Source organism: Mammaliicoccus sp. N-M50, from assembly GCF_022386995.1.
GTDB lineage: Bacteria > Bacillota > Bacilli > Staphylococcales > Staphylococcaceae > Mammaliicoccus > Mammaliicoccus sciuri_A.
Window position 1 is genome coordinate 159,028 of the sequence record NZ_JAJNJA010000003.1, and the last position, 20,307, is coordinate 179,334.

The 20,307-nt window shown below is 32.1% G+C and carries 17 protein-coding genes; 4 read left to right on the forward strand and 13 right to left on the reverse strand.

Features of this window, described 5'->3' with window-relative positions; genetic code table 11:
* Nucleotides 1-19: 19 nt before the first annotated feature.
* The 8 genes from LQ622_RS06485 to nrdI form a co-directional block, all read right to left on the reverse strand.
* Nucleotides 20-1,057 (reverse strand): ferrated catecholamine ABC transporter substrate-binding lipoprotein SstD, encoded by a 1,038-nt coding sequence (locus LQ622_RS06485; RefSeq protein ID WP_159315307.1) that lies wholly within the window; start codon nt 1,055-1,057, stop codon nt 20-22.
* A gap of 102 nt (nt 1,058-1,159) precedes the next feature.
* The gene (locus LQ622_RS06490; protein ID WP_037588723.1) at nt 1,160-1,960 is read right to left on the reverse strand and encodes an iron ABC transporter ATP-binding protein; all 801 of its coding nucleotides are present in this window, start codon (nt 1,958-1,960) and stop codon (nt 1,160-1,162) included.
* A complete protein-coding gene (locus LQ622_RS06495) occupies nt 1,957-2,922 on the reverse strand; it encodes an iron chelate uptake ABC transporter family permease subunit (RefSeq protein WP_037588720.1) in 966 nt (321 codons plus the stop codon). Before LQ622_RS06495 ends, LQ622_RS06490 begins: the two co-directional genes overlap by 4 nt.
* Entirely contained in the window at nt 2,912-3,883 is a 972-nt protein-coding gene (locus tag LQ622_RS06500) for an ABC transporter permease (RefSeq protein WP_025905417.1), read from the reverse strand. Before LQ622_RS06500 ends, LQ622_RS06495 begins: the two co-directional genes overlap by 11 nt.
* Nucleotides 3,884-4,009: 126 nt before the next feature.
* Entirely contained in the window at nt 4,010-4,426 is a 417-nt protein-coding gene (locus LQ622_RS06505; protein ID WP_025905416.1) for a FixH family protein, read from the reverse strand.
* 150 nt (nt 4,427-4,576) lie between these two features.
* The gene (nrdF, locus tag LQ622_RS06510) at nt 4,577-5,548 is read right to left on the reverse strand and encodes a class 1b ribonucleoside-diphosphate reductase subunit beta (protein WP_239774825.1); all 972 of its coding nucleotides are present in this window, start codon (nt 5,546-5,548) and stop codon (nt 4,577-4,579) included.
* 28 nt (nt 5,549-5,576) lie between these two features.
* Complete coding sequence (gene nrdE, locus LQ622_RS06515) at nt 5,577-7,682, reverse strand: class 1b ribonucleoside-diphosphate reductase subunit alpha (RefSeq protein WP_126476669.1); 2,106 nt, start codon at nt 7,680-7,682, stop codon at nt 5,577-5,579.
* A complete protein-coding gene (nrdI, locus tag LQ622_RS06520) occupies nt 7,645-8,043 on the reverse strand; it encodes a class Ib ribonucleoside-diphosphate reductase assembly flavoprotein NrdI (protein ID WP_037588716.1) in 399 nt (132 codons plus the stop codon). The genes nrdE and nrdI overlap by 38 nt, the downstream gene beginning before the upstream one ends.
* A gap of 375 nt (nt 8,044-8,418) precedes the next feature.
* On the opposite strand from nrdI, the gene LQ622_RS06525 reads away from it, so the two are divergent.
* The 4 genes from LQ622_RS06525 to LQ622_RS06540 all read left to right on the forward strand — a co-directional run bounded on the left by LQ622_RS06525 (nt 8,419) and on the right by LQ622_RS06540 (nt 14,101).
* Nucleotides 8,419-9,303 carry a DMT family transporter gene (locus LQ622_RS06525; RefSeq protein ID WP_037588714.1) on the forward strand — a complete coding sequence of 295 codons (885 nt, stop codon included), beginning with the start codon at nt 8,419-8,421 and terminating at the stop codon, nt 9,301-9,303.
* Nucleotides 9,303-9,803, forward strand: a complete 501-nt coding sequence (gene queF / locus LQ622_RS06530) for a preQ(1) synthase (protein WP_037588713.1) — start codon at nt 9,303-9,305, stop codon at nt 9,801-9,803. Before LQ622_RS06525 ends, queF begins: the two co-directional genes overlap by 1 nt.
* A 298-nt stretch (nt 9,804-10,101) precedes the next feature.
* Nucleotides 10,102-11,616 (forward strand): peptide MFS transporter, encoded by a 1,515-nt coding sequence (locus tag LQ622_RS06535; RefSeq protein WP_239762207.1) that lies wholly within the window; start codon nt 10,102-10,104, stop codon nt 11,614-11,616.
* A 982-nt stretch (nt 11,617-12,598) separates the two neighbouring features.
* The gene (locus LQ622_RS06540; RefSeq protein WP_037588709.1) at nt 12,599-14,101 is read left to right on the forward strand and encodes a peptide MFS transporter; all 1,503 of its coding nucleotides are present in this window, start codon (nt 12,599-12,601) and stop codon (nt 14,099-14,101) included.
* A 39-nt stretch (nt 14,102-14,140) separates the two neighbouring features.
* Here the strand turns inward: LQ622_RS06540 and LQ622_RS06545 are convergent, their stop codons facing one another.
* The 5 genes from LQ622_RS06545 to recQ all read right to left on the reverse strand — a co-directional run bounded on the left by LQ622_RS06545 (nt 14,141) and on the right by recQ (nt 20,297).
* Nucleotides 14,141-14,722: a 5' nucleotidase, NT5C type gene (locus LQ622_RS06545; RefSeq protein WP_025905408.1), complete on the reverse strand. Its 582-nt coding sequence runs from the start codon at nt 14,720-14,722 to the stop codon at nt 14,141-14,143.
* A 64-nt stretch (nt 14,723-14,786) separates the two neighbouring features.
* Complete coding sequence (gene hisC / locus LQ622_RS06550) at nt 14,787-15,854, reverse strand: histidinol-phosphate transaminase (protein WP_126476671.1); 1,068 nt, start codon at nt 15,852-15,854, stop codon at nt 14,787-14,789.
* 102 nt (nt 15,855-15,956) lie between these two features.
* Nucleotides 15,957-17,471, reverse strand: a complete 1,515-nt coding sequence (locus LQ622_RS06555) for an ABC transporter permease/substrate-binding protein (protein ID WP_037588706.1) — start codon at nt 17,469-17,471, stop codon at nt 15,957-15,959.
* Nucleotides 17,468-18,430, reverse strand: a complete 963-nt coding sequence (locus LQ622_RS06560) for an ABC transporter ATP-binding protein (protein WP_191836349.1) — start codon at nt 18,428-18,430, stop codon at nt 17,468-17,470. Before LQ622_RS06560 ends, LQ622_RS06555 begins: the two co-directional genes overlap by 4 nt.
* A gap of 88 nt (nt 18,431-18,518) precedes the next feature.
* Nucleotides 18,519-20,297: a DNA helicase RecQ gene (gene recQ / locus LQ622_RS06565; protein WP_239774827.1), complete on the reverse strand. Its 1,779-nt coding sequence runs from the start codon at nt 20,295-20,297 to the stop codon at nt 18,519-18,521.
* Nucleotides 20,298-20,307 lie beyond the last annotated feature (10 nt).

The window sequence follows — 20,307 nt, forward strand, 5'->3', positions numbered from 1 at the left end:
CCATGCTTTTCTTATGTTATTATTCTAAACCTTTAATAACTTCGTCTACTTGTTTTTCAGTTGTTCTTACGCCACCTGAAGCTAAGTACCATAATTGTGCATCTACGTTAACAACTTTATTGTTTTTAACTGCATCTACATCTTTAATTACGTCGTTTGATAATGCTTGCTTAGCAGTTGATTTACCACCGATTGCTTGACCTCTGTCCATAGCATAGATGATTCCAGGGTTTTTCTCATTGATATATTCATAACTGATTGGTTGTCCGTGACTGCTTGCTTTAATATCTTTATCTACTGGTGTAACACCTAATACATCAAAGATTAAGCTACCAAATCTAGCACCTGGACCGTATGTAGATAATTCACCTTCGTTAACTAATAAGTACATTGCTTTGTCGTCTGATTTTTTAGCTTTATCTTTAGCAGATTTTACTTTTTTATCTAAATCAGCATTTAATTCTTTTGCTTTGCTTTCTTTGTCGAAGATTTTACCTAAGTTAGTTGTGTTTTCTTCTACTGATTCTAAGTAATTGTTATCATCTGCGCCAATGTATAAACGTGCTGCATCTGGTGCTGCTTTTTTCAATTCATCTTGTACTTCAGTTCCAGCTGTACGACCAGAGAATAAGATTAAGTCTGGTTGAATTTCTGCAACTTTATCGTAGTTTACTTCTTTAACTGAACCTGTGTTTACAATGTCGTCACCTTTAAATGCATCTAAGAATTTTGGTAATGATGCGCCACCTTCACCTTTAGGTACACCTTTAACTGCATCTTTAGCACCTAAAGCTTCAACTGTATCTAAAGCACCGTAATCTAATACTACAACTTTTTTAGGGTTAACTGGTACTTTTACTTTTTCTTCTACAGTTTTTGAATCACTGCCATCTTTCTTTTCTCCACGAACTTGATATTTCGATTGGATTTCTACTGTTTTAGACTCACTCTTAGTATCATCTTTTGATGATTTTTCTTTACTACTTGAATTACTTCCACATGCTACAAGTACAACTGATAATACTGCAATTAAAATAAAACTGAAAACTTTTTTCATTATCGATGTCTCTCCTTCAAATATTATGATAAATTATGTGTCCAAAACCCTATTGCCCAACAAACTACGAACATCACTCCTTTCAATGTGATATCAATTTTGCTACATAGCTAATGTTTTAATTTCTTCTTCTTCGATGTATTCATCATCAAAATAGACACAAATACGTTGACCATTAATTTCTTGAATTTTAATTTCTAAGTCATAAATGTCACGTAATACATCTTCATTAATAACATCGTTTTTAATACCAGCGATTTCAACTTTACCTTCTTTGATCGCGATAATTCTATCTGAATAGCATGAAGCAAAATTAATATCATGTATAACAATTACAATTGTCTTGTTCATTTCTTTCACAAGTCTTCTTAAGATTTTCATAATCTGTACAGAATGTTTCATATCTAGATTGTTTAATGGTTCATCTAATAGAATGTATTCTGTATCTTGAGCTATCGTCATCGCGATATAAGCTCTTTGTCTTTGACCGCCTGATAGCTCACTTAAGTATTTATCTTGAATTTCAGTGAGTCCTAAATAATCTAGCGCTTTATCAATCATATCTTGATCGTCTTTTTTTAATTTACCTTTTGAATATGGAAATCTTCCGAAACTCACAAGTTGTCTTACTGAAATCTTAAGTTCTGTATGATTAGCTTGTTTTAAAATTGCTAGCTTCTTAGCAAGCTCATTACTTTTCATTGAAGCGATATCTTGATCGTCTATCGTAATTTTACCGTTATCTTTATCGATTAAGCGGCTAACCATAGCTAAGACCGTACTTTTACCTGCCCCGTTTGGACCAATGAATGATGTGATTTTCCCTTTTTCAATTTCTATATCTACTTCATCAACAACTTTATGATGATGATAAGCTTTTGTTAATCCTTCGACTTTAATCATGCTACATTACGCTCCTTTAAAATTAAGAATATAAAGTAAATGCCACCTATAAAGTTAATCATGATGCTGATTTCTGTATTACCTTCAAACACGTGCTCCACGACCCATTGACCTAAAAATAAGCTGATCCAACTGATGAGTATTGAAGCCGGTAATATGTATTTATGTTCGAATTCTTTGATGAATTCATGTGCTAAATTCACGACAAGTAGACCTAAAAATGTAATGGGGCCAACGAGTGCTGTTGAAATTGTAACAAGTAGTGCAACCATAACCATCAACCATCTCGTTACATTTGTATAATTAACACCGAGGTTAATAGCTTGATCTCGCCCTAATGACAATACATCTAAGTAGTTCTTTATCTTAAAAGCAATGAATATCATAATTAATAAAACAATGCCTGATATCGTAAGTAAACCTTCATTTATTGCACCAAAGCTTGCGAACATTGCACTTTGTATTGATAAGAATTCTTCAGGATCTATCATCATTTCAATAAAACTAGATAAACTTGAGAAGAATGTTCCAAAAACAATACCTAATAGTAATATGAAGAATACATTTTGATCTTTAGACCTAAACAATATTTGGAATAAGAATAAACTAAATAGAATCATACCTACCAATGTAATTAAAAAGTTAAGATGATTATTGAGTACGACAGTCGATGTGGAACCAAATAAAAATATTAAAGACGTTTTAATAAACATATAGACTGCATCTAAACCAATTATGGATGGTGTTAAAATTCTATTATTCGTGATTGTTTGGAAAATTACCGTTGAAACTGCAATACTGCCACCTACTAATAACATTGCGATAACTTTTCTAACACGTCCGGTTAATTGATACTCCAATATATTAGGATTAATGTTATAAAGTAAATAAAGTGCTGCAATTAATAGCGTTAACACAGATAAAAGGATTAATTTATGTACGGGGGTTAATTTATTGAGCATTTCTAGAACGTCCTTTCATCAGCAATACTATAAATATGAAACTACCAATAACACCTATTGTTAAACCAATTGTAATTTCATAAGGGAATATAATTAATCTTCCAATAACATCACAAATCATCACAAACAATGCACCAAATACTGCTGTATGCGGCAATGCATTTTTCAAATGATCTCCTCTGAATATTGAAACTAAGTTAGGAATAATTAATCCTAAGAATGGCATCATACCAACTGTTACAACAACAAGTGCTGTAATAATTGATGCAATGATAAGTCCAATATTGACGACTTTTTGATAATTAAGTCCTAAATTCACACTGAAATCTTTACCCATACCAGCAATCGTAAATTGATTCGCAAATATAAACGCTAAAATCAATAACGGAATACTAATGTAAAGAATTTCATATCTACCACTTGTAATAATTGAGAAATTACCTTGCATAAAATTACCAATACTTTGTACAGCATTTGTACGTAATGCAACAAAAGAAGAAAAACTCGACACAATGTTTCCGAGCATGATACCAACTAACGGTATAAAAATAACATCTTTAAATTGAATTCTACGGAGAATTTGCATAAATAGCATTGTTCCAAATAAGCTTAATAATGTAGCAAATAATAATTTAAGTAGTATATTGGCTTCTGGAAACGCGATAAGAGAAATTAATATACCTAATCTCGCCCAATCCATTGTCCCTGCAGTTGTTGGAGAAACGAATTTATTTCTTGTTAACTGTTGCATAATCAGTCCACAAATAGCTAATGAACTCCCTGAGATAATAATACTGACTGTTCTCGGAATTCTACTCGACACTAAAATGTTCTTCTGTTCGTCAGTTAAATTTAATATATGTAAAGGTTTTACTTCTGAAACACCTATAAAAATAGAGAAGAACGTTGCAATTACTAATAATATAATCAAAACATCTAAACGCATTAAAAACTTTCCCATGACACACCCTACTTCTCTTTAGTTGATAACGATTATCATTATCTCTATTGTAATGAAGAATATGACTAAATGCAATGCTATTTATAAAAAAGAGTGATGGAATTAAATTCCATCACTCTTTTATAATTATTTTATATTAATGTCTTTGTTTGGCATTGTGTGTTGATCTCTAGCAGTAACATGACTTGTTACATTGTATTGACCCGCTTCTTTAAATTTATATTTTAAAGTATACACACCATCTTTATTTTCTTTAACTTTCTTCATTTCTGAAGATTTTTTATCCCCATCTTTAACGATTTCAAACATCACTTCATCTGCATCTTTTACTTTTTCATCACCAAGTGTCACTTTTGCAGAAAGCTCTACTTCTTCACCACTTTTAGCTTCTTTAGGCACATCTAAAGCAACTTCCAAAGCTTGAGGTTTATCAGAAGACTTATGTTCTGAATGATGATGCTCATCCTCTTTCTTGTCATTTCCACATGCTGCTAGCACAGAAATGACCAATACAGTTAATACCCCTAGTAATATTCTTTTCATGAATATAACCCACCTTTCAATATATTATCTTCATTATAAACAATAAATATCACATAAATTCCAATAAATATTGAAAAATATGTTAACTTTTGATTTCTCATAAAAAATAGCCTAGGACAAGATACATGTCCTAGACTACTACTTAATATTTTACTTTTCATCAAAGATGAAGTCTTCATCTTTAAGTGCTTCTACATTTAATGCTAGTACATAACCGTCACCTTTAACACTGAAGAAGTCATGGTTTTTAGTACTTGTATTTAATGCATTCTCAATAATTGGGTTGAACGCTTTTTCTTCGTAATATGGTTCAAATCCTAAATTAGCTAATGCTTTATTCGCATTATATGTTACGTAGTTCATAACATCATTTGTTAATCCTATTTCATCATATAATGTTTTTGTATATTCGTATTCATTCTTATAGAGTAAATCAAGCATACGATACATTTCTCTATCCGCTTTAATTTGTTCGTCTTGTGACAATTCATTTTTTAAACTTTGTGCATCTAGTCCAGTAAATACACCGTGGATAGATTCATCTAGTAAAATTTTACGGATGATTTCTCCTGAAGTTGTCATACGGCCTTGTCCAGCTAAATATAATGGATAGTAGAAACCTGAGTAGAATAAGAATGTTTCTAAGAACACACTTGATACTCTTGCCATGTATTGATCATAAATTGAAGCTTCTTTACCCCATAATTTATGATAATTACCTACGATCATTTCTGATTTATATTTCAAGTGTGGTTCTTCAACAACCCACTTATCTAATAATTCATTTGTTTCACTAGATGGTAATAATGTCGTGAATATATGTGAATAACTTTTCGCATGTATTTGTTCCATCATACCCATAAATGAATACACTGCTTTTTTACGTAAGTCTTTAGTATGCATCATGATTAGAGGCATGCCATCATCAGCTTGATGTGTATCTAATCCAGTAAGACCAGCTAATGCCTTTTTAAAAGCATTTTTTTCAGGTTCTGTTAATGTTTCCCAATTTGCTATATCTTTAGATACTTTAAATTCTGACTCAACCCACATTTGTGAGATGTTTTGACGCCAAAACATATTCGTCATATCTTCTTGTGTATTCCAATTTACTGCCTTCATATTAGATCTCCTATCTTAATTAAATTGATTAGATTGCGCAACTTGTACATTCTTCAACGCTTAATAATTTATTTCGTGTATAGTAAAGTGATTTTAAGCCTTTATGGTGAGCATATACGTATAATCTTGAAAGTTCACGTGTTGAAATCTCTGAATTTACATATAAAATTGTAGAAATACCTTGGTCTACATGCTCTTGAATCGTTGCAATTAAATCAATTAATTTCATTTGATCTGTATTAAATGCTGATTTGTAATACCACATTGTTTCAGGTGATAAGAATGGCATTGGGTAAAATGTTTCTGCATTACCATATGTTCTTCTTTCAATTTGGTCAACAATTGGCATAACAGAACTTGTCGCATTTTGTACATATGAAATACTTTGTGTTGGTGCAATAGCAAGTCTATATGCATGGTATAAACCATGTTCTTTAACAGCTTCTGCTAATGCTTTCCAATCTTCTGTAGTTGGAATATCGAAACCTTCAAATAATGCCGCAACATTATCGTATTCAGGTTTAATATCTTGTTGGATATATTTTTCAAAGTATTTACCTGAAGCGTAATCAGATTTGTCGAAATCTACATATGTTTCTTGTCTTTCTTTCGCAATTTCCATTGAACGTTCAATAGAATAGTAGTTCATCATCATGAAGAAGACATTTGCGAAGTCTTTAGCTTGCTCTGATTCATAACCAATTTTGTTTTTAGCTAAGAAACCGTGTAAGTTCATAACACCTAAACCTACAGAATGTAACTCATTGTTTGCTTTTCTTACACCTGGTGCATTTTTAATATCTGTATCATCAGATACAACTGTTAAAGCATCCATACCAATATGTACAGAATCACGGAATTTCTTAGATTCCATCACGTTTACAATATTTAATGAACCTAAGTTACAAGAAATATCACGTTTGATTTCATCTTCAGTTCCATAATCGTTAATAATTGACGTTTCTTGTAATTGGAATATTTCTGTACATAAGTTACTCATTTTGATTTGTCCGATATTAGAGTTAGGATGTACTTTATTCGCATTATCTTTAAACATCAAATAAGGATAACCTGATTGTAATTGCGTTTGAGCAATTGTATTTAACATATCACGTGCATCTTTAGCTTTTTTTATGATATTAGGATTTGCAACTAGCTCATCATAATATTCATCAAGATTAATATCATCTAGTGTCACACCATATTCACGTTCAACAGTATGTGGTGCAAACATATAGAAATCTTTACCTTCTTTAGCTAAATCAAAGAATTTAGATGGAACGATTAAACCAGTAGAAATAGTAGATAATCTAATATCTTCATCTGCGTTCACTTTTTTAGTATCTAAGAATTCTAATACATCATAATGGAAGATGTTTAAGTATACTGCACCCGCACCAGGTCTTTGGCCAAGTTGATCAGCATAACTAAAGCCACCTTCAAGTGATTTAGCAACTGGTAATACCCCTTTAGCGACACCTTTAATGCCTTTAATAGCTTCACCACGTGCACGTAATTTAGATAAGTTGATTGCTACACCGCCACCAATTTTACTCAATTGTTTAGCTGTTGAATCAATAAAGTTAATTGAATTTAAGCTATCATCTACTTCTAATAGGAAACAACTTACTAACTCCCCACGTCTAGCTCTACCAGCATTTAAGAAAGTTGGTGTTGCAGGTTGAATACGTTGTTCAATCATACCTTCAACAAATTGTTTAGCTTGTTCAACATTACCTTTAGCTAAATATAAAGAAACAATAATAACGTGTTCTTTATATGTTTCAAGGTATTCTGATTTATCATTAGTCTTCAAAGCGTAATCTTTGAAGAACTTACTAGCTGACATGTAACTTGCAAATTGAAAAGGAATTGAATCTGCAAACTGGTTAATCTCTTTTAATGATGCCTCACTATATTCTTTAAATAAGTCATAATAAAAGTCTTGTTCAACTAAAAAGTGTAAGCGTTCAATAGGATCATTGAATTGAATTGTTTTTTCTGCAATTTCTTCTAAATATACTTCTAATGCTTCTTGATCTTTTTCAATATCGAAAAAGCCGTCTTCTCTTCTCTTTGTTACTTTATTGTTTAATTCAATATGATTTTTCTTTTGCTTGTTTATCATTTTCATAGAGATTAACCACCTTTTCCTTAAATTCATCTGCTATAGCTTGGTTACCGTGTAACTCAAATTTCATCAATAAAGGGACATGATATTGATTCGCGATTTCTTCACTAGCTTTCGCGAAATTCTGTCCCCAATTTCTATTTCCACTACCTGCTACTGCTTTAAGATTATGATGATTCACTTTCAAAAAATCTTGTACAGTATCAGGTACTTGGCCAAATCCAATTGTACCTGTAACCATTATAAATGGTTCATTTATTTCATTTGTCTTGTTTGCCTCAGTGAGAGCCATTGTGTCAGACAATCCTGCTCTCTGTATGAACCGTCGTACATTACCAGTTAAAGAGTAATAAATTATCTTCATAAACTTTCACCTACCACATGTAAATGCTTATTCAACTGTATAAATGAAATAAAAAATACAAAAAAATGAACACTTTATTCATTTTTATTTCAAATGCACAAAACACAAGATATAGTGTTACGTTTTATAAGCACATACTATATTATGTGATTCATTATAGCACTTTAAATGATTCATAACACTTATAATACCTTAAAAATTTTAAAAAAATAGGGTTGACTTTCTCCTTGTTTCGACTAAGCGTTGCTATATCAACATTTGAAAATTGCTTTCATAAAAATTTATTTGTCGAAAACAATCACCGAACAAGTCATATACTTTTTAAAGTGAATTATGATAATATATGTTCATTGATAAAAAATAGAAGGTGTTTACATGAATTCCACAGTAAAAGGAATAATTGCAATACTCATTTCTTCGATTGGTTTTAGTTTAATGGCAGTATTCTTCAGATTATCTGGTGACTTACCAGTTTTTCAAAAATCACTTTTCAGAAATCTCATCGCAATGATTGTACCGATTTACTTTGTCATGAAGTATAGAGCACCATTTTTCGGTAAATTAGAAAATCAACCGTTACTCATTTTACGCTCTACACTTGGACTTATTGGTGTATTACTCAATATTTATGCGATTGATCACATGGTTTTAAGTGATGCGGATATGTTAATGAAATTAAACCCATTCTGGACTATACTACTTTGCGCGATATTTTTAAATGAAAAAGCACGCAAATATCAAGTAATTGCAATGATTGTAGCGATTCTTGGTGCATTGTTTATAATTAAGCCTACATTTGATTCAGATATGATGCCAGCAATTATCGGTTTATTATCTGGAATTTTTGCTGCAGGTGCATATACTGCCCTACGACCTTTAGGACAACGTGAAAAATCATATACAACAGTATTTTACTTTTCATTCTTTTCTACGGTCGCATTAATTCCATTTGTCATCTTTACATTTGAACCAATGACACTTTCACAAGTCATCATATTATTGTTATCAGGTGTCTTTGCAACAGTTGGTCAATTCGGTATAACAATTGCCTATAGTTTCGCAGCAGCAAAAGATATTTCAATATTTGTATACGCATCTGTCATATTCAGTGCCATACTTGGTTTCATCTTATTTAAAGAAATACCAGATTTACTCAGTTATCTAGGATACATTATTATATTCTTAGCAGGCTATTACATGTTCAAGAAAGCCCAAAGAAATCCTAAACCTAAAGAAGCAATTAATAAAGGAGAATCATAATGTCAGAGGGAAGAAACAAAGACGAATTAAAAGATATTACGTTATTAGGGAATCAAAACAATCAATATCATGATCAATACAAACCTGAAGTATTAGAAGTGTTCGACAATAAACATCAAGGTAGAGATTACTTTGTAAAATTCAATTGTCCAGAATTCACTTCTTTATGTCCTATCACTGGACAACCTGATTTTGCGACAATTTATATTTCATATATACCAAACGTCAAAATGGTAGAATCTAAATCATTAAAATTATACTTATTCAGTTTTAGAAACCATGGTGATTTTCACGAAGATTGTATGAACGTTATTATGAATGATTTAATAGAATTAATGGATCCCCATTATATAGAAGTTTTAGGTAAATTCACGCCACGCGGAGGTATTTCTATAGACCCTTATACAAACTATGGAAGACCAGGTTCTAAATACGAAAAAATGGCAGAGTATCGTATGATGAACCACGATTTATATCCTGAAAATATAGACAACAGATAATAATTCAATATATATAGCCGAGTCATATTCAACATGACTCGGCTTTTAATATACATAAATTTCACATTTCAAAACATATTACTCACCAATCAAGAAAACGCTTACAAATTTAAAAATTTGTTCACATTTATTTTAAGCCTTGCCACTATTGACGCTATTATTTTTAATAGTCATTATTGTAAGAATATTGTTAATCTTTACCTTGTGTTTATTTTGCGAAAGCATTACAATTTAACATGTGCTAATTTTAAGTACATCTATAAAATTGAATACAGTTTATTATGAGGGGAAGTAAAAAATGGGTAACAAACATTATACTAAAGAGGAAATTATCCAAAGTACACCACGTACAGGTTTCTTTGGTCATCCTAAAGGCTTGGCTACATTATTTCTTACCGAATTCTGGGAAAGATTTAGTTATTATGGAATGAAAGCTATTCTTGCCTACTACATTTACTATTCAGTAGCAAAAGGCGGCTTTGGTATTGATCAAGGTTTAGCACTTCAAATCGTCTCAATCTACGGTGCACTTGTTTATATGAGTGGTGTTATCGGTGGATGGATTGCTGATAGAATTACTGGTACACGTCATGCATTATTCTACGGTGGAATACTCATCATGATTGGTCACATCTTATTATCACTACCAAATAATTTTACATTGCTATTAATCGCGCTATTATTCTTAATTATTGGTACAGGATTATTGAAACCAAACATTTCTTCTACAGTAGGTTTATTATATGAAAAGAATGACCCAAGAATGGATTCAGCATTTACTATTTTCTACATGTCAATCAACTTAGGTGCTTTAATTTCACCATTATTAATCGGTTGGTTACAAGTAAACGTAGGCTTCCATGCTGGTTTTGCAGTAGCAGCAGTTGGTATGTTCATCGGTTTAATCATTTATTTCATCACAAACAAGAAATATTTAGGTTTAGCTGGTATCGAAGTACCCGATCCATTATCATCTTCTGAAAAGAAAAAAATGATCAAAATTGTTGGTATCACTGTCGTAATTATCGCAATTGTTTGTTTCATCCTAAGTCTATTCGGACAATTAACATTGCCTAATTTCGCAAACTTTATTTCAATACTTGGTGTTGCTCTACCAATTTACTATTTCGTAAAAATTTCATTAAGTAAAAAGACGGAAGATTATGAACGTACACGTGTATATGCATATATACCATTATTCATTGCAGCAGTAGCATTCTGGATGATTCAAGAGCAAGGTTCTACAGTATTAGCACAATTTGCAGATACTAAGACACAATTAAGCATGGCTAAATTAACAGGTGGCGCAATTGATTTTAATATACCAGCAGCTTGGTTCCAATCACTTAACCCATTCTTCATTATTATTTTAGCACCAGTGTTCTCAGTATTATGGGTTAAATTAGGTAAATTCAACCCACCTACTGTTTATAAATTTGCAATAGGTGTATTCTTAGCAGGACTTTCATATATTATTATGGTCGTTCCATTATCAGATACATCAACATTAATTAACCCAGTTTGGTTATTTGCAAGTTTCTTATTAGTAACATTAGGTGAACTTTGTATTTCACCAATCGCATTATCAACAACGACTAAATTAGCACCAAAAGCATTCACAGCTCAAATGATGAGTGTTTGGTTCTTATCAAACGCTATGGCTCAAGGTTTGAATGCTCAAATGGTAAAAATTTATACAAGTATTAGTTCAAATGATTATTTCTTATACTCAGGTATATTCGCTATCATCATTTCAATCATCTTACTTGTAGCAAGTCCAAAAATTAAAACATTAATGGCCGGCGTAAAATAAGAACTAGCCAATTACGAGGTAAGGACAACAAAAGTTGTCCTTGCCTTTTTTAGTATTAAGAAAGTTTTGATTGGTGGGAGTTAGAATTCTGTAACTTCCATTATTCTGAATTGTGGTAATTAGAATCCGCTAACTTCCATTATTTCGAATTGTGGCAGTTAGAATGCTGTAACTTCCATTATTCTGAATTGTGGTAGTTAGAATCGGCTAACTTCCATTATTTCGAATTGTGGTAATTAGAATACTCTAACTTCCATTTTTCTGAATTCTGGTAATTAGAATGCTCTAACTTCCACTATTTCGAATTCTGGTAATTAGATTGCTCTAACTTCCACTATTTCGAATTCTGGTAATTAGAATGCTCTAACTTCCACTATTTCGAATTCTGGTAATTAGGTGGACGCTCTCTTACGGACATTTCTCAGAATTCTGTCCCTAACAGCATCTCTTACGGACATTTCTCAGAATTCTGTCCTTAACACCACCTCTTTCGGACATTTCTCAGAATTCTGTCCCTAACAACGCCTCTTTCGGACATTTCTCAGAATTCTGTCCCTAACAATACCTCTTATGGACATTTCTCAGAATTCTGTCCCTAACAACCTCTCTTACAGACATTTCTCAGAATTATGTCCCTAACACCCTCTCTTACGGACATTTCTCAGAATTATGTCCCTAACAACGCCTCTTACGGACATTTCTCGGAATTCTGTCCCTAACAACCTCTCTTACGGACATTTCTCGGAATTCTGTCCCTAACGACATCACCAAGATTCCATACATAAATCCTCCCCCTCCCTGTATCTGTTACACAATCAACTAATATGTGTAAAAATACTTATTAATGATATATTAATTATTTTAGAATATTCACAATATTAGAACTTATTAAAATTTTATTGAATTTACTAACATATAGGGTTAAAATGTTCTTTAAACTTACCTGACAATCGGGGGAAGTTTAGAAAGGAAGCGATTTTTTATGGGCAAAATGACGCGAGAGGAAATGGTTGAAACTGTCCCTCAATATGGATTTTTTGGACATCCTCGCGGCTTAGGTATATTGTTCTTTGTAGAATTTTGGGAACGTTTTAGTTATTATGGAATGCGTGCAATTTTACTGTATTATTTATACTTTACTGTCAGCCAAGGCGGACTAGGTTTAGATAAAGTTACAGCTCAACAAATTATGGCCATGTATGGTTCATTAATATTTATGACAGGTATATTAGGTGGTTGGGTAGCGGATAGATTACTCGGCTCTCGTAGATCATTAATGTACGGTGCAGTACTTATTATGCTAGGTCACTTAGTATTATCTTTACCATTTGGTTTAGGTGCATTTCTTATTTCTATGATATTAATCATTGTAGGTTCGGGACTTATGAAACCAAACATTTCAAATGTTGTGGGTGGTTTATATCATAAGAATGATAATAGATTAGATGCAGGGTTTGTTATCTTTTATATGTCAGTTAATATGGGTGCTTTATTATCACCACTTATTATCGACAAAGTACGTGTAAGCGTTGGTTTCCACCAAGGATTCTCAATCGCAGCTTTCGGTATGCTTTTAGCTTTAGTAGCATACATTCTATTCCAAAAAAGAAGTCTTGGGGAAGTTGAAAATCATCCTTCTAACCCACTCAATCATAAAGAAAAAGTTAAATACGCTAAAATGTTTACATATAGTGCAATCGGTATTGTTATTCTTTTAGCTATTTTATATTTAACAGGTCATCTTACATTTAATTCAATCAGTTTAATTGTTTTAATTATCGGTATCGTTATACCATTTGTTTACTGGACAATTATGTATAGAAGCCCTGATATAGATCAAACAGAAAAATCAAGATTACTTGCGTATGTACCATTGTTCTTAGCTTCTGTTTTATTCTGGAGCATTCAAGAACAAGGATCAAACGTACTTGGTGTATTCGCGCAAGAACATACCCAATTAGATTTAAATGCATATGGTATTAATTTCGTGATACCAGCAGGTTGGTTCCAATCTATCAACCCAATCTTCATTGTTTTATTTGCACCAGTTATTTCATTCTTGTGGCAAAAATTAGGTAAATACAATCCTTCTACACCACTTAAATTTGTAATTGGTTTAGCGTTTGCTGGTATTTCATTTATTGCTATGATGATTGCAATGATGATGCAACAAGCAGAACTGATGAATCCAATTTGGTTAGTACTCAGCTTCTTCCTATGTGTTATTGGGGAATTATGTTTATCACCTACTGGATCAAGTGTTTCAGTTAAACTTGCACCAAAAGCCTTTTCAGCACAAATGCTTAGTCTTTGGTTCTTAACAAATGCAACAGCACAAGGTATTAACGGACAATTAGTTAAATTGATTGAACCGTTAGGACAACAGAACTACTTTGGCTTAATCGGCGCAATCGCTATTGTGGTTTCACTTATTGTATTATCAATGACGCCAAAAATTAAAAAACTTATGCAAGGCATACATTAAAGTAAAAGACATCAGCTTCCCAAGCTGATGTCTTTTACTTTATTTATATGATTCTGATAAAGATTCTTGTTGTTTATTATATTCCCCGTTTTCACCTAAGAAATATGCTTCTACTTCTTTCCAGTTTTGAACTTTTGGCCATTTATCAATATCAATATTATGATCTGCTGCATACATAATTGAATGATTATTGAAGCTTTCAAGTTGTTTAGGATTATCATCAATTAAATAATCTGTATTGACGATACCTTTATCTCCACAAAATACAAAGTGTTGAGGGTCTAAGAATGGCATATGTTCTCTTAGCCAAGCGTATTTATCAGCAAATGATGTTGGTACGTCCATCGCTGCTGTAACAATATAAACGTCATAGTATTCATTTAACTTCTGTACAACTTCTACAGCGTCTGGAAATACTTCTAAGTCTCTAAAAAATCCATCTTCTCTTAAAATACTTGTCAAAATACCTTGATGTTCAGGCATCATATTACGGATTTTAGTACCTTTAAGTTCTTCCATAGTAACATTAGAAGAAGTTTCTTCATTGTAACGTCTTAAAAGTTTTTTTATTGTGTCAGCTAGCACTTCATCCATATCGATACCAATTGTTTGCTTCGTCATTATACCTTCTCCTTTATATATCAATGTCTACTAGTATACCAAAGAACGTACTGCCTTTCCTTTATTACGAACTGTGTGTTTTAAAGAATTCTTCTAATACTTGTATCATCTTATCGTTATGTTCACTAAAGCCCATCGTAATACGTACACCATTTGGGAATGGTCTCGTAATAAAGCCTTCTTTTATTAAATAATCATATAATACTTGAGGTTCGTTTGTATTAACGTATATAAAGTTCGTTTGGCTATCATAAATATGTTCTTTAAAAGATGCATTTAAGAATTTTTCAATTTCATGACGATTCTTTGTTGTAATGTCTTTTAAGTAAGCTTGATCTTTAATTGCGGCATCTGCTGCAACAGCTGAAAGTGACGTTACATTGAATGGTAATCTGACAATATCTAATTGGTCTAATAATGATTCATTAGCGATTGCATAACCAATACGTTGTGCTGCTAATCCATACGCTTTAGAAAGAGTACGTAAGACAACGACTTGATTATATTTTGAAAGTAATTCTAAACTATTTGGCATGTCTTCAGCAACAGCAAATTCTATATATGCTTCATCTATTAAAACGATAATATCATCTGGTACTTTTTGAATAAATGCTTCTATAGCATCATGAGGCAAATATGTACCTGTTGGGTTATTCGGATTACAAATCCAAATCAGTTTCGTTTTATCTGTAATTTGTTCATACATTGCATCTAAATCAAAATATCCATCTTTAATTGGTGTTGTTTTAACTTGGGCACTTTCAATAATAGCATGATGTCTATACTGTCCAAATGTCATGTCACTCGTTAAGATTTCATCATCTTTTTCAAGAACTGCTCTTGAAATAATCATAATCACTTCATCTAAACCTGAGCCAAAGAATATTTGTTCTTTCTTCACATTGAGAAATGTACTTAATGTTTCTTTCACTTCAAATTGTTTCACTTCTGGATAGTAGAATAATTCGTCTAAATTAGCTTTGATTGCTTCTTTAACATTTGGTGAAGGACCATACAAATTCTCATTTGAAGCAAGTTTGACCATGTCTCCATCTATGCCGTACTTTTCTTTTAATTGTCTCGGAGATAACCCCGGTTGGTATGCTTGTAATTCACTTAATTGTTGCTTCATTTTTAGACCTCCAAGTTGAAATATAAAAACGGTAAATCGAAATTTACCGTTTGTTAATTTATTAGTATTATAGACCTAATCATTTTCATAAATCAATGGTATTTAATCAATCAAGTCATTCTTCTGTAAATATTCTTTCGCGACTTGATAAGCATCTTCATCCTTGATTGTAACTCTATAATTCATTTCTTGCATTTCTTCATCAGATATTTTGCCTTTTAATTTATTCATAGCTTTCACCACATCTGGATGCTCTTTAATTGTTTCTTTTTTCATAAGTGGTGCACCTTGGTATGGTGGGAATAATTTTTTGTCATCTTCTAAGACAACCATGCCATATTCTTTAAGCTCTGCATCTGTTGAATATGCATCGATTAAATCAATATCATTACTTTCAAGCGCTTGATATCTTAATTTAGGTTCCATTGTTTTAACATCTTTAAAGTTTAAATCATATTTCTTTTGAATACCTTTGTAACCATCTTCACGGTCATTAAACTCTAAAGTGAAACCAGGTCGTATTTCATCTTCAACCTTACTTAAATCTGAAATAGTTTTAATATTATGCTTTTCAGCATATTCTTTTTTAACTGCTAAAGCATACGTATTATTATATTTCATCGGTTCAAGTAATTGCATATCAAACTTTTTATCAAGGCTATTATTAGCTTGATTATATACTTCTTTCTCAGTTGTTGATTTAGGTGTTTCTTTCGTTAACTCACCTAGAACTGTACCTGTGAATTCTAAATATCCATCTATTTCGTCAGACTTTAATGCATTAAATAGGAAGGAAGTCTTACCCATACCTGCTTTAACTTCAACAGTGTTGTCAGTTTCTTCTTCAATTAAAATCTTATACATATTAGTGATAACTTCTGGTTCAGATCCTAACTTACCTGCTAAAGTAATTTTATCACCTTTTTGAGCAAATAAAGGTATCGTCACAGATAATAAGAATATGACTAATATTGTTCCAAGTATAATTAAAGATTTTTTGTATGAAATTCTTTCTAAAATTCTTAAAAATACATCAAAGAAAATTGCTAAAATAGCTGCAGGAATTGCGCCTAGTAATATAAGAGATGTATTATTTCGATCAATACCTAATAATATTAAATCCCCTAGACCACCAGCACCTATTAAAGCCGCTAATGTTGCTGTACCAATAATTAATACCATAGCTGTTCGAATACCAGCCATCATAACTGGCATTGCAAGTGGTAACTCAACTTTAGACAATCTTCTACCAGTCTTCATACCTATACCACGTGCCGCTTCAATCAATGAAGGGTCTACTTCTTTAATACCGGTATATGTATTCCTTAATATCGGTAATAACGCGTATATAACAAGTGCAATAATTGCCGGTATACGCCCTATACCAAATAACGGAATCATTAAACCTAGTAAAGCAAGAGATGGTATTGTTTGTAATACAGCTGCAATGTTAATAATAACTTCGGCTAGCTTTTTAGTCTTTGTCAGCAATATACCTAACGGAACTGCGATTACGACTGCGATTAAAAGTGCAATAAATGATAATTGAATATGTTCAATTAACGTTTCTAAAAGTTGCCCTTTACGGCTTGAAAGTGTTTCGATTAAGGCATTCATGAAGAAACACCTCTATTCTTTTCTGCTAAATAACTAAACACATATTGTCTTGTCACAATATGGCTTGGTGCTGCATTTTCTGAATCCATCACAATCGCTTCGTGTTCTGCTAATAATCCATATATATCGTCAATCGTTTGATCTGGTGATACTTTAGGATATTGATCAATAGATTGCGTATTTACTTCTGAAATTGGTTGCGCAATATCACCTAACTTCACTTGTTTCAATACATGCGCATCCACATTACCAATAAATGATTTTACGAAATCATTCTTAGGGCGATGAATAAAGTCTTCTGTCGTTCCAATTTGCTCCACATGTCCTTGGTTCAATAAGCAAATACGGTCTCCCATTTTCATGGCTTCTTCAATATCATGCGTTACAAAGACGATTGTTTTTTTAATTTGCGATTGAAGTTCAAGTAAATCATCTTGTAGATTCTTTCTACTAATTGGATCTAGTGCACTAAATGGTTCATCCATTAAGACAACTGGCGGATCGGAAGCAAGTGCTCGAATAACGCCAATACGTTGTTGTTGTCCTCCAGATAGCTCACTTGGATATCTATCCCGATATGTTTCAGGATCTAAACCAACCATAGTAAGTAATTCATCTACTCTATTTGCAATATCTTTCTTTTTCCATTTCTTCATCTCTGGTACTTGCGCAATATTTTCTTTAATCGTCATATGCGGGAAAAGTGCGATTTGTTGAAGAACATACCCAATATCCCATCGCATCTCCGCAACATCATAATCACTTATTGGTTTATCGTTAAAATATATAAATCCTTCTGATAAAGGTATTAACCTGTTGATCATTTTAAGTGTTGTAGTCTTTCCGCACCCAGAAGGTCCTATAAGTACAAAAAATTCACCTTCATTAATATTAAAACTTACATTATCTACTGCTTTCTTATCCCCGTATATCTTTGAAACAGCTTCAAACTTAATCATTAATAGACACCACATTCCTCTTTTTTATCAGTGCTAGAATTTCTTCTATATTATTTACCCTAATTTCACAATAAAATGCCTATTCTTCTTAAATGGGTTGTTTATAATTTTTAATGGTTTCAATAAATATCGGACAATAGTGTTTCAATTTATAACTTCCAATACCGTCTATTAAAATCATTTCTTTTTTAGATTCAGGTAATCGTTTAGCAAATTGCTCTAAAATTTGGTCAGAAAATATAGAAAGTGGTGAAACTTCTAATTCTTTACTTAAATCTTTTCTAACTTCTATTAATCGATCAAATAAAGATCTATCAACATCTATAATCGTTTGGATATCAACTATTTCTTTCGGCTTAGATTTAAATGGCGTTGTCATAATTTCAACTTTTCCACGCAATACATCCATTGCATCTTGGTCAACACTTAATATTTCTTTATGTTCATTTAAATAGCCTTTATAACGCAATTCATCTAGTAAATGATGACATTCATTCGTCGTATAATCTTTTAAAATGCCATAAGTACTGAGTTCATCATATCCTAAAGATGTTATTTGAGGTGTTTGTTCCCCTCTTAATACTTGAATAATCATATTACGTTTTTCTTTTTGTTTTAACCTTGCGATACAACTTAATATTTTTTGTGCTTCAGTTGTCATGTTATAGGATTTTTCTGATTGTAAACAACTAGAACATCTGCCACACTCTTCTAATTTTTCATCAGGATTAAAGTAATGAATCATCATCGCTTCTAAACATTTAGTCGTCTTCGTATATTGAATCATTTGTCGAAGCTTTTCGCCTTGCTTTTCTTTGTATTCATCGTCTGCCGAACTTGAAGAAATGAAGAATTTTTGAAGGTCTATATCACGGTCTGAGAATAATAAGATACATTCACTGTCTAACTGATCACGACCAGCACGACCAGCCTCTTGATAATATGATTCGATATCTTGAGGCATATTATAATGAATCACGAATCTAACGTTTGATTTATCAATCCCCATACCAAAAGCATTTGTTGCAATTGCTAATTTGATATCATCTTCAATGAATTTACGTTGTGCACGTTCTCTTTCATCTTTTGGTAATCCTGCATGATACATCACATTTTTAATTTCTAAATCATCAAATGTTTCACTTAATTGTTCAACTTGTTTTCTAGTAGAACAATAAATAATTCCTGATTGATGAATATTTTTCTTCACATAATCTTTAACAAAATTAAGTCTCTGATATGTATTGTTCACTTTAAACGTTAAGTTCTCACGTTTAATAGACGTTTCAACAATATCACTTTCAGCAATTCCTAATTTTTGAGAAATATCTTCTTGTACTTCTTTAGTAGCTGTTGCTGTTAATGCCACCAATCTAAAATGATGAGGCAAGCTCATAACATGTGTGATCACTTCTTGATAACTTGGTCTAAAATCATGTCCCCACTTCGAAATACAATGTGCTTCATCAAATGCGATGAGCTGTACATTACATTTGTTCAACATTTGTATAAACTGTGGTTGATTAAATCTTTCAGGTGCAATATATAGAAATTTCAACTGTCCTGAGACAAGTTCATTCTCTACTCTTTTTTTCTCTTTGGCTGTTAAAGTACTGTTTAAAAATTCAGCTTTGATACCCATCGATCTCAAGCTATCAACTTGGTCTTTCATTAATGAAATCAATGGACTAATCACAATCGTTAATCCATCTAAATATAGACCTGGTACTTGATAACAAATCGATTTACCGCCACCTGTTGGCATAACACCTAAAGTGGGACGATGATCAATAACTTTATCAATAATTTCTTTCTGTCCATCTCTAAATTGTTGATATCCGAAATACTCTTTTAAAATATTTTGCATCTATATATAC

Bases quoted from the DNA above. Each gene is read 5' to 3' on its own strand.
- LQ622_RS06485 (WP_159315307.1), bottom strand. From the start codon at position 1,057: ATGAAAAAAGTTTTCAGTTTTATTTTAATTGCAGTATTATCAGTTGTA.
- LQ622_RS06490 (WP_037588723.1), bottom strand. From the start codon at position 1,960: ATGATTAAAGTCGAAGGATTAACAAAAGCTTATCATCATCATAAAGTT.
- LQ622_RS06495 (WP_037588720.1), bottom strand. From the start codon at position 2,922: ATGCTCAATAAATTAACCCCCGTACATAAATTAATCCTTTTATCTGTG.
- LQ622_RS06500 (WP_025905417.1), bottom strand. From the start codon at position 3,883: ATGGGAAAGTTTTTAATGCGTTTAGATGTTTTGATTATATTATTAGTA.
- LQ622_RS06505 (WP_025905416.1), bottom strand. From the start codon at position 4,426: ATGAAAAGAATATTACTAGGGGTATTAACTGTATTGGTCATTTCTGTG.
- nrdF (WP_239774825.1), bottom strand. From the start codon at position 5,548: ATGAAGGCAGTAAATTGGAATACACAAGAAGATATGACGAATATGTTT.
- nrdE (WP_126476669.1), bottom strand. From the start codon at position 7,682: ATGAAAATGATAAACAAGCAAAAGAAAAATCATATTGAATTAAACAAT.
- nrdI (WP_037588716.1), bottom strand. From the start codon at position 8,043: ATGAAGATAATTTATTACTCTTTAACTGGTAATGTACGACGGTTCATA.
- LQ622_RS06525 (WP_037588714.1), top strand. From the start codon at position 8,419: ATGAATTCCACAGTAAAAGGAATAATTGCAATACTCATTTCTTCGATT.
- queF (WP_037588713.1), top strand. From the start codon at position 9,303: ATGTCAGAGGGAAGAAACAAAGACGAATTAAAAGATATTACGTTATTA.
- LQ622_RS06535 (WP_239762207.1), top strand. From the start codon at position 10,102: ATGGGTAACAAACATTATACTAAAGAGGAAATTATCCAAAGTACACCA.
- LQ622_RS06540 (WP_037588709.1), top strand. From the start codon at position 12,599: ATGGGCAAAATGACGCGAGAGGAAATGGTTGAAACTGTCCCTCAATAT.
- LQ622_RS06545 (WP_025905408.1), bottom strand. From the start codon at position 14,722: ATGACGAAGCAAACAATTGGTATCGATATGGATGAAGTGCTAGCTGAC.
- hisC (WP_126476671.1), bottom strand. From the start codon at position 15,854: ATGAAGCAACAATTAAGTGAATTACAAGCATACCAACCGGGGTTATCT.
- LQ622_RS06555 (WP_037588706.1), bottom strand. From the start codon at position 17,471: ATGAATGCCTTAATCGAAACACTTTCAAGCCGTAAAGGGCAACTTTTA.
- LQ622_RS06560 (WP_191836349.1), bottom strand. From the start codon at position 18,430: ATGATTAAGTTTGAAGCTGTTTCAAAGATATACGGGGATAAGAAAGCA.
- recQ (WP_239774827.1), bottom strand. From the start codon at position 20,297: ATGCAAAATATTTTAAAAGAGTATTTCGGATATCAACAATTTAGAGAT.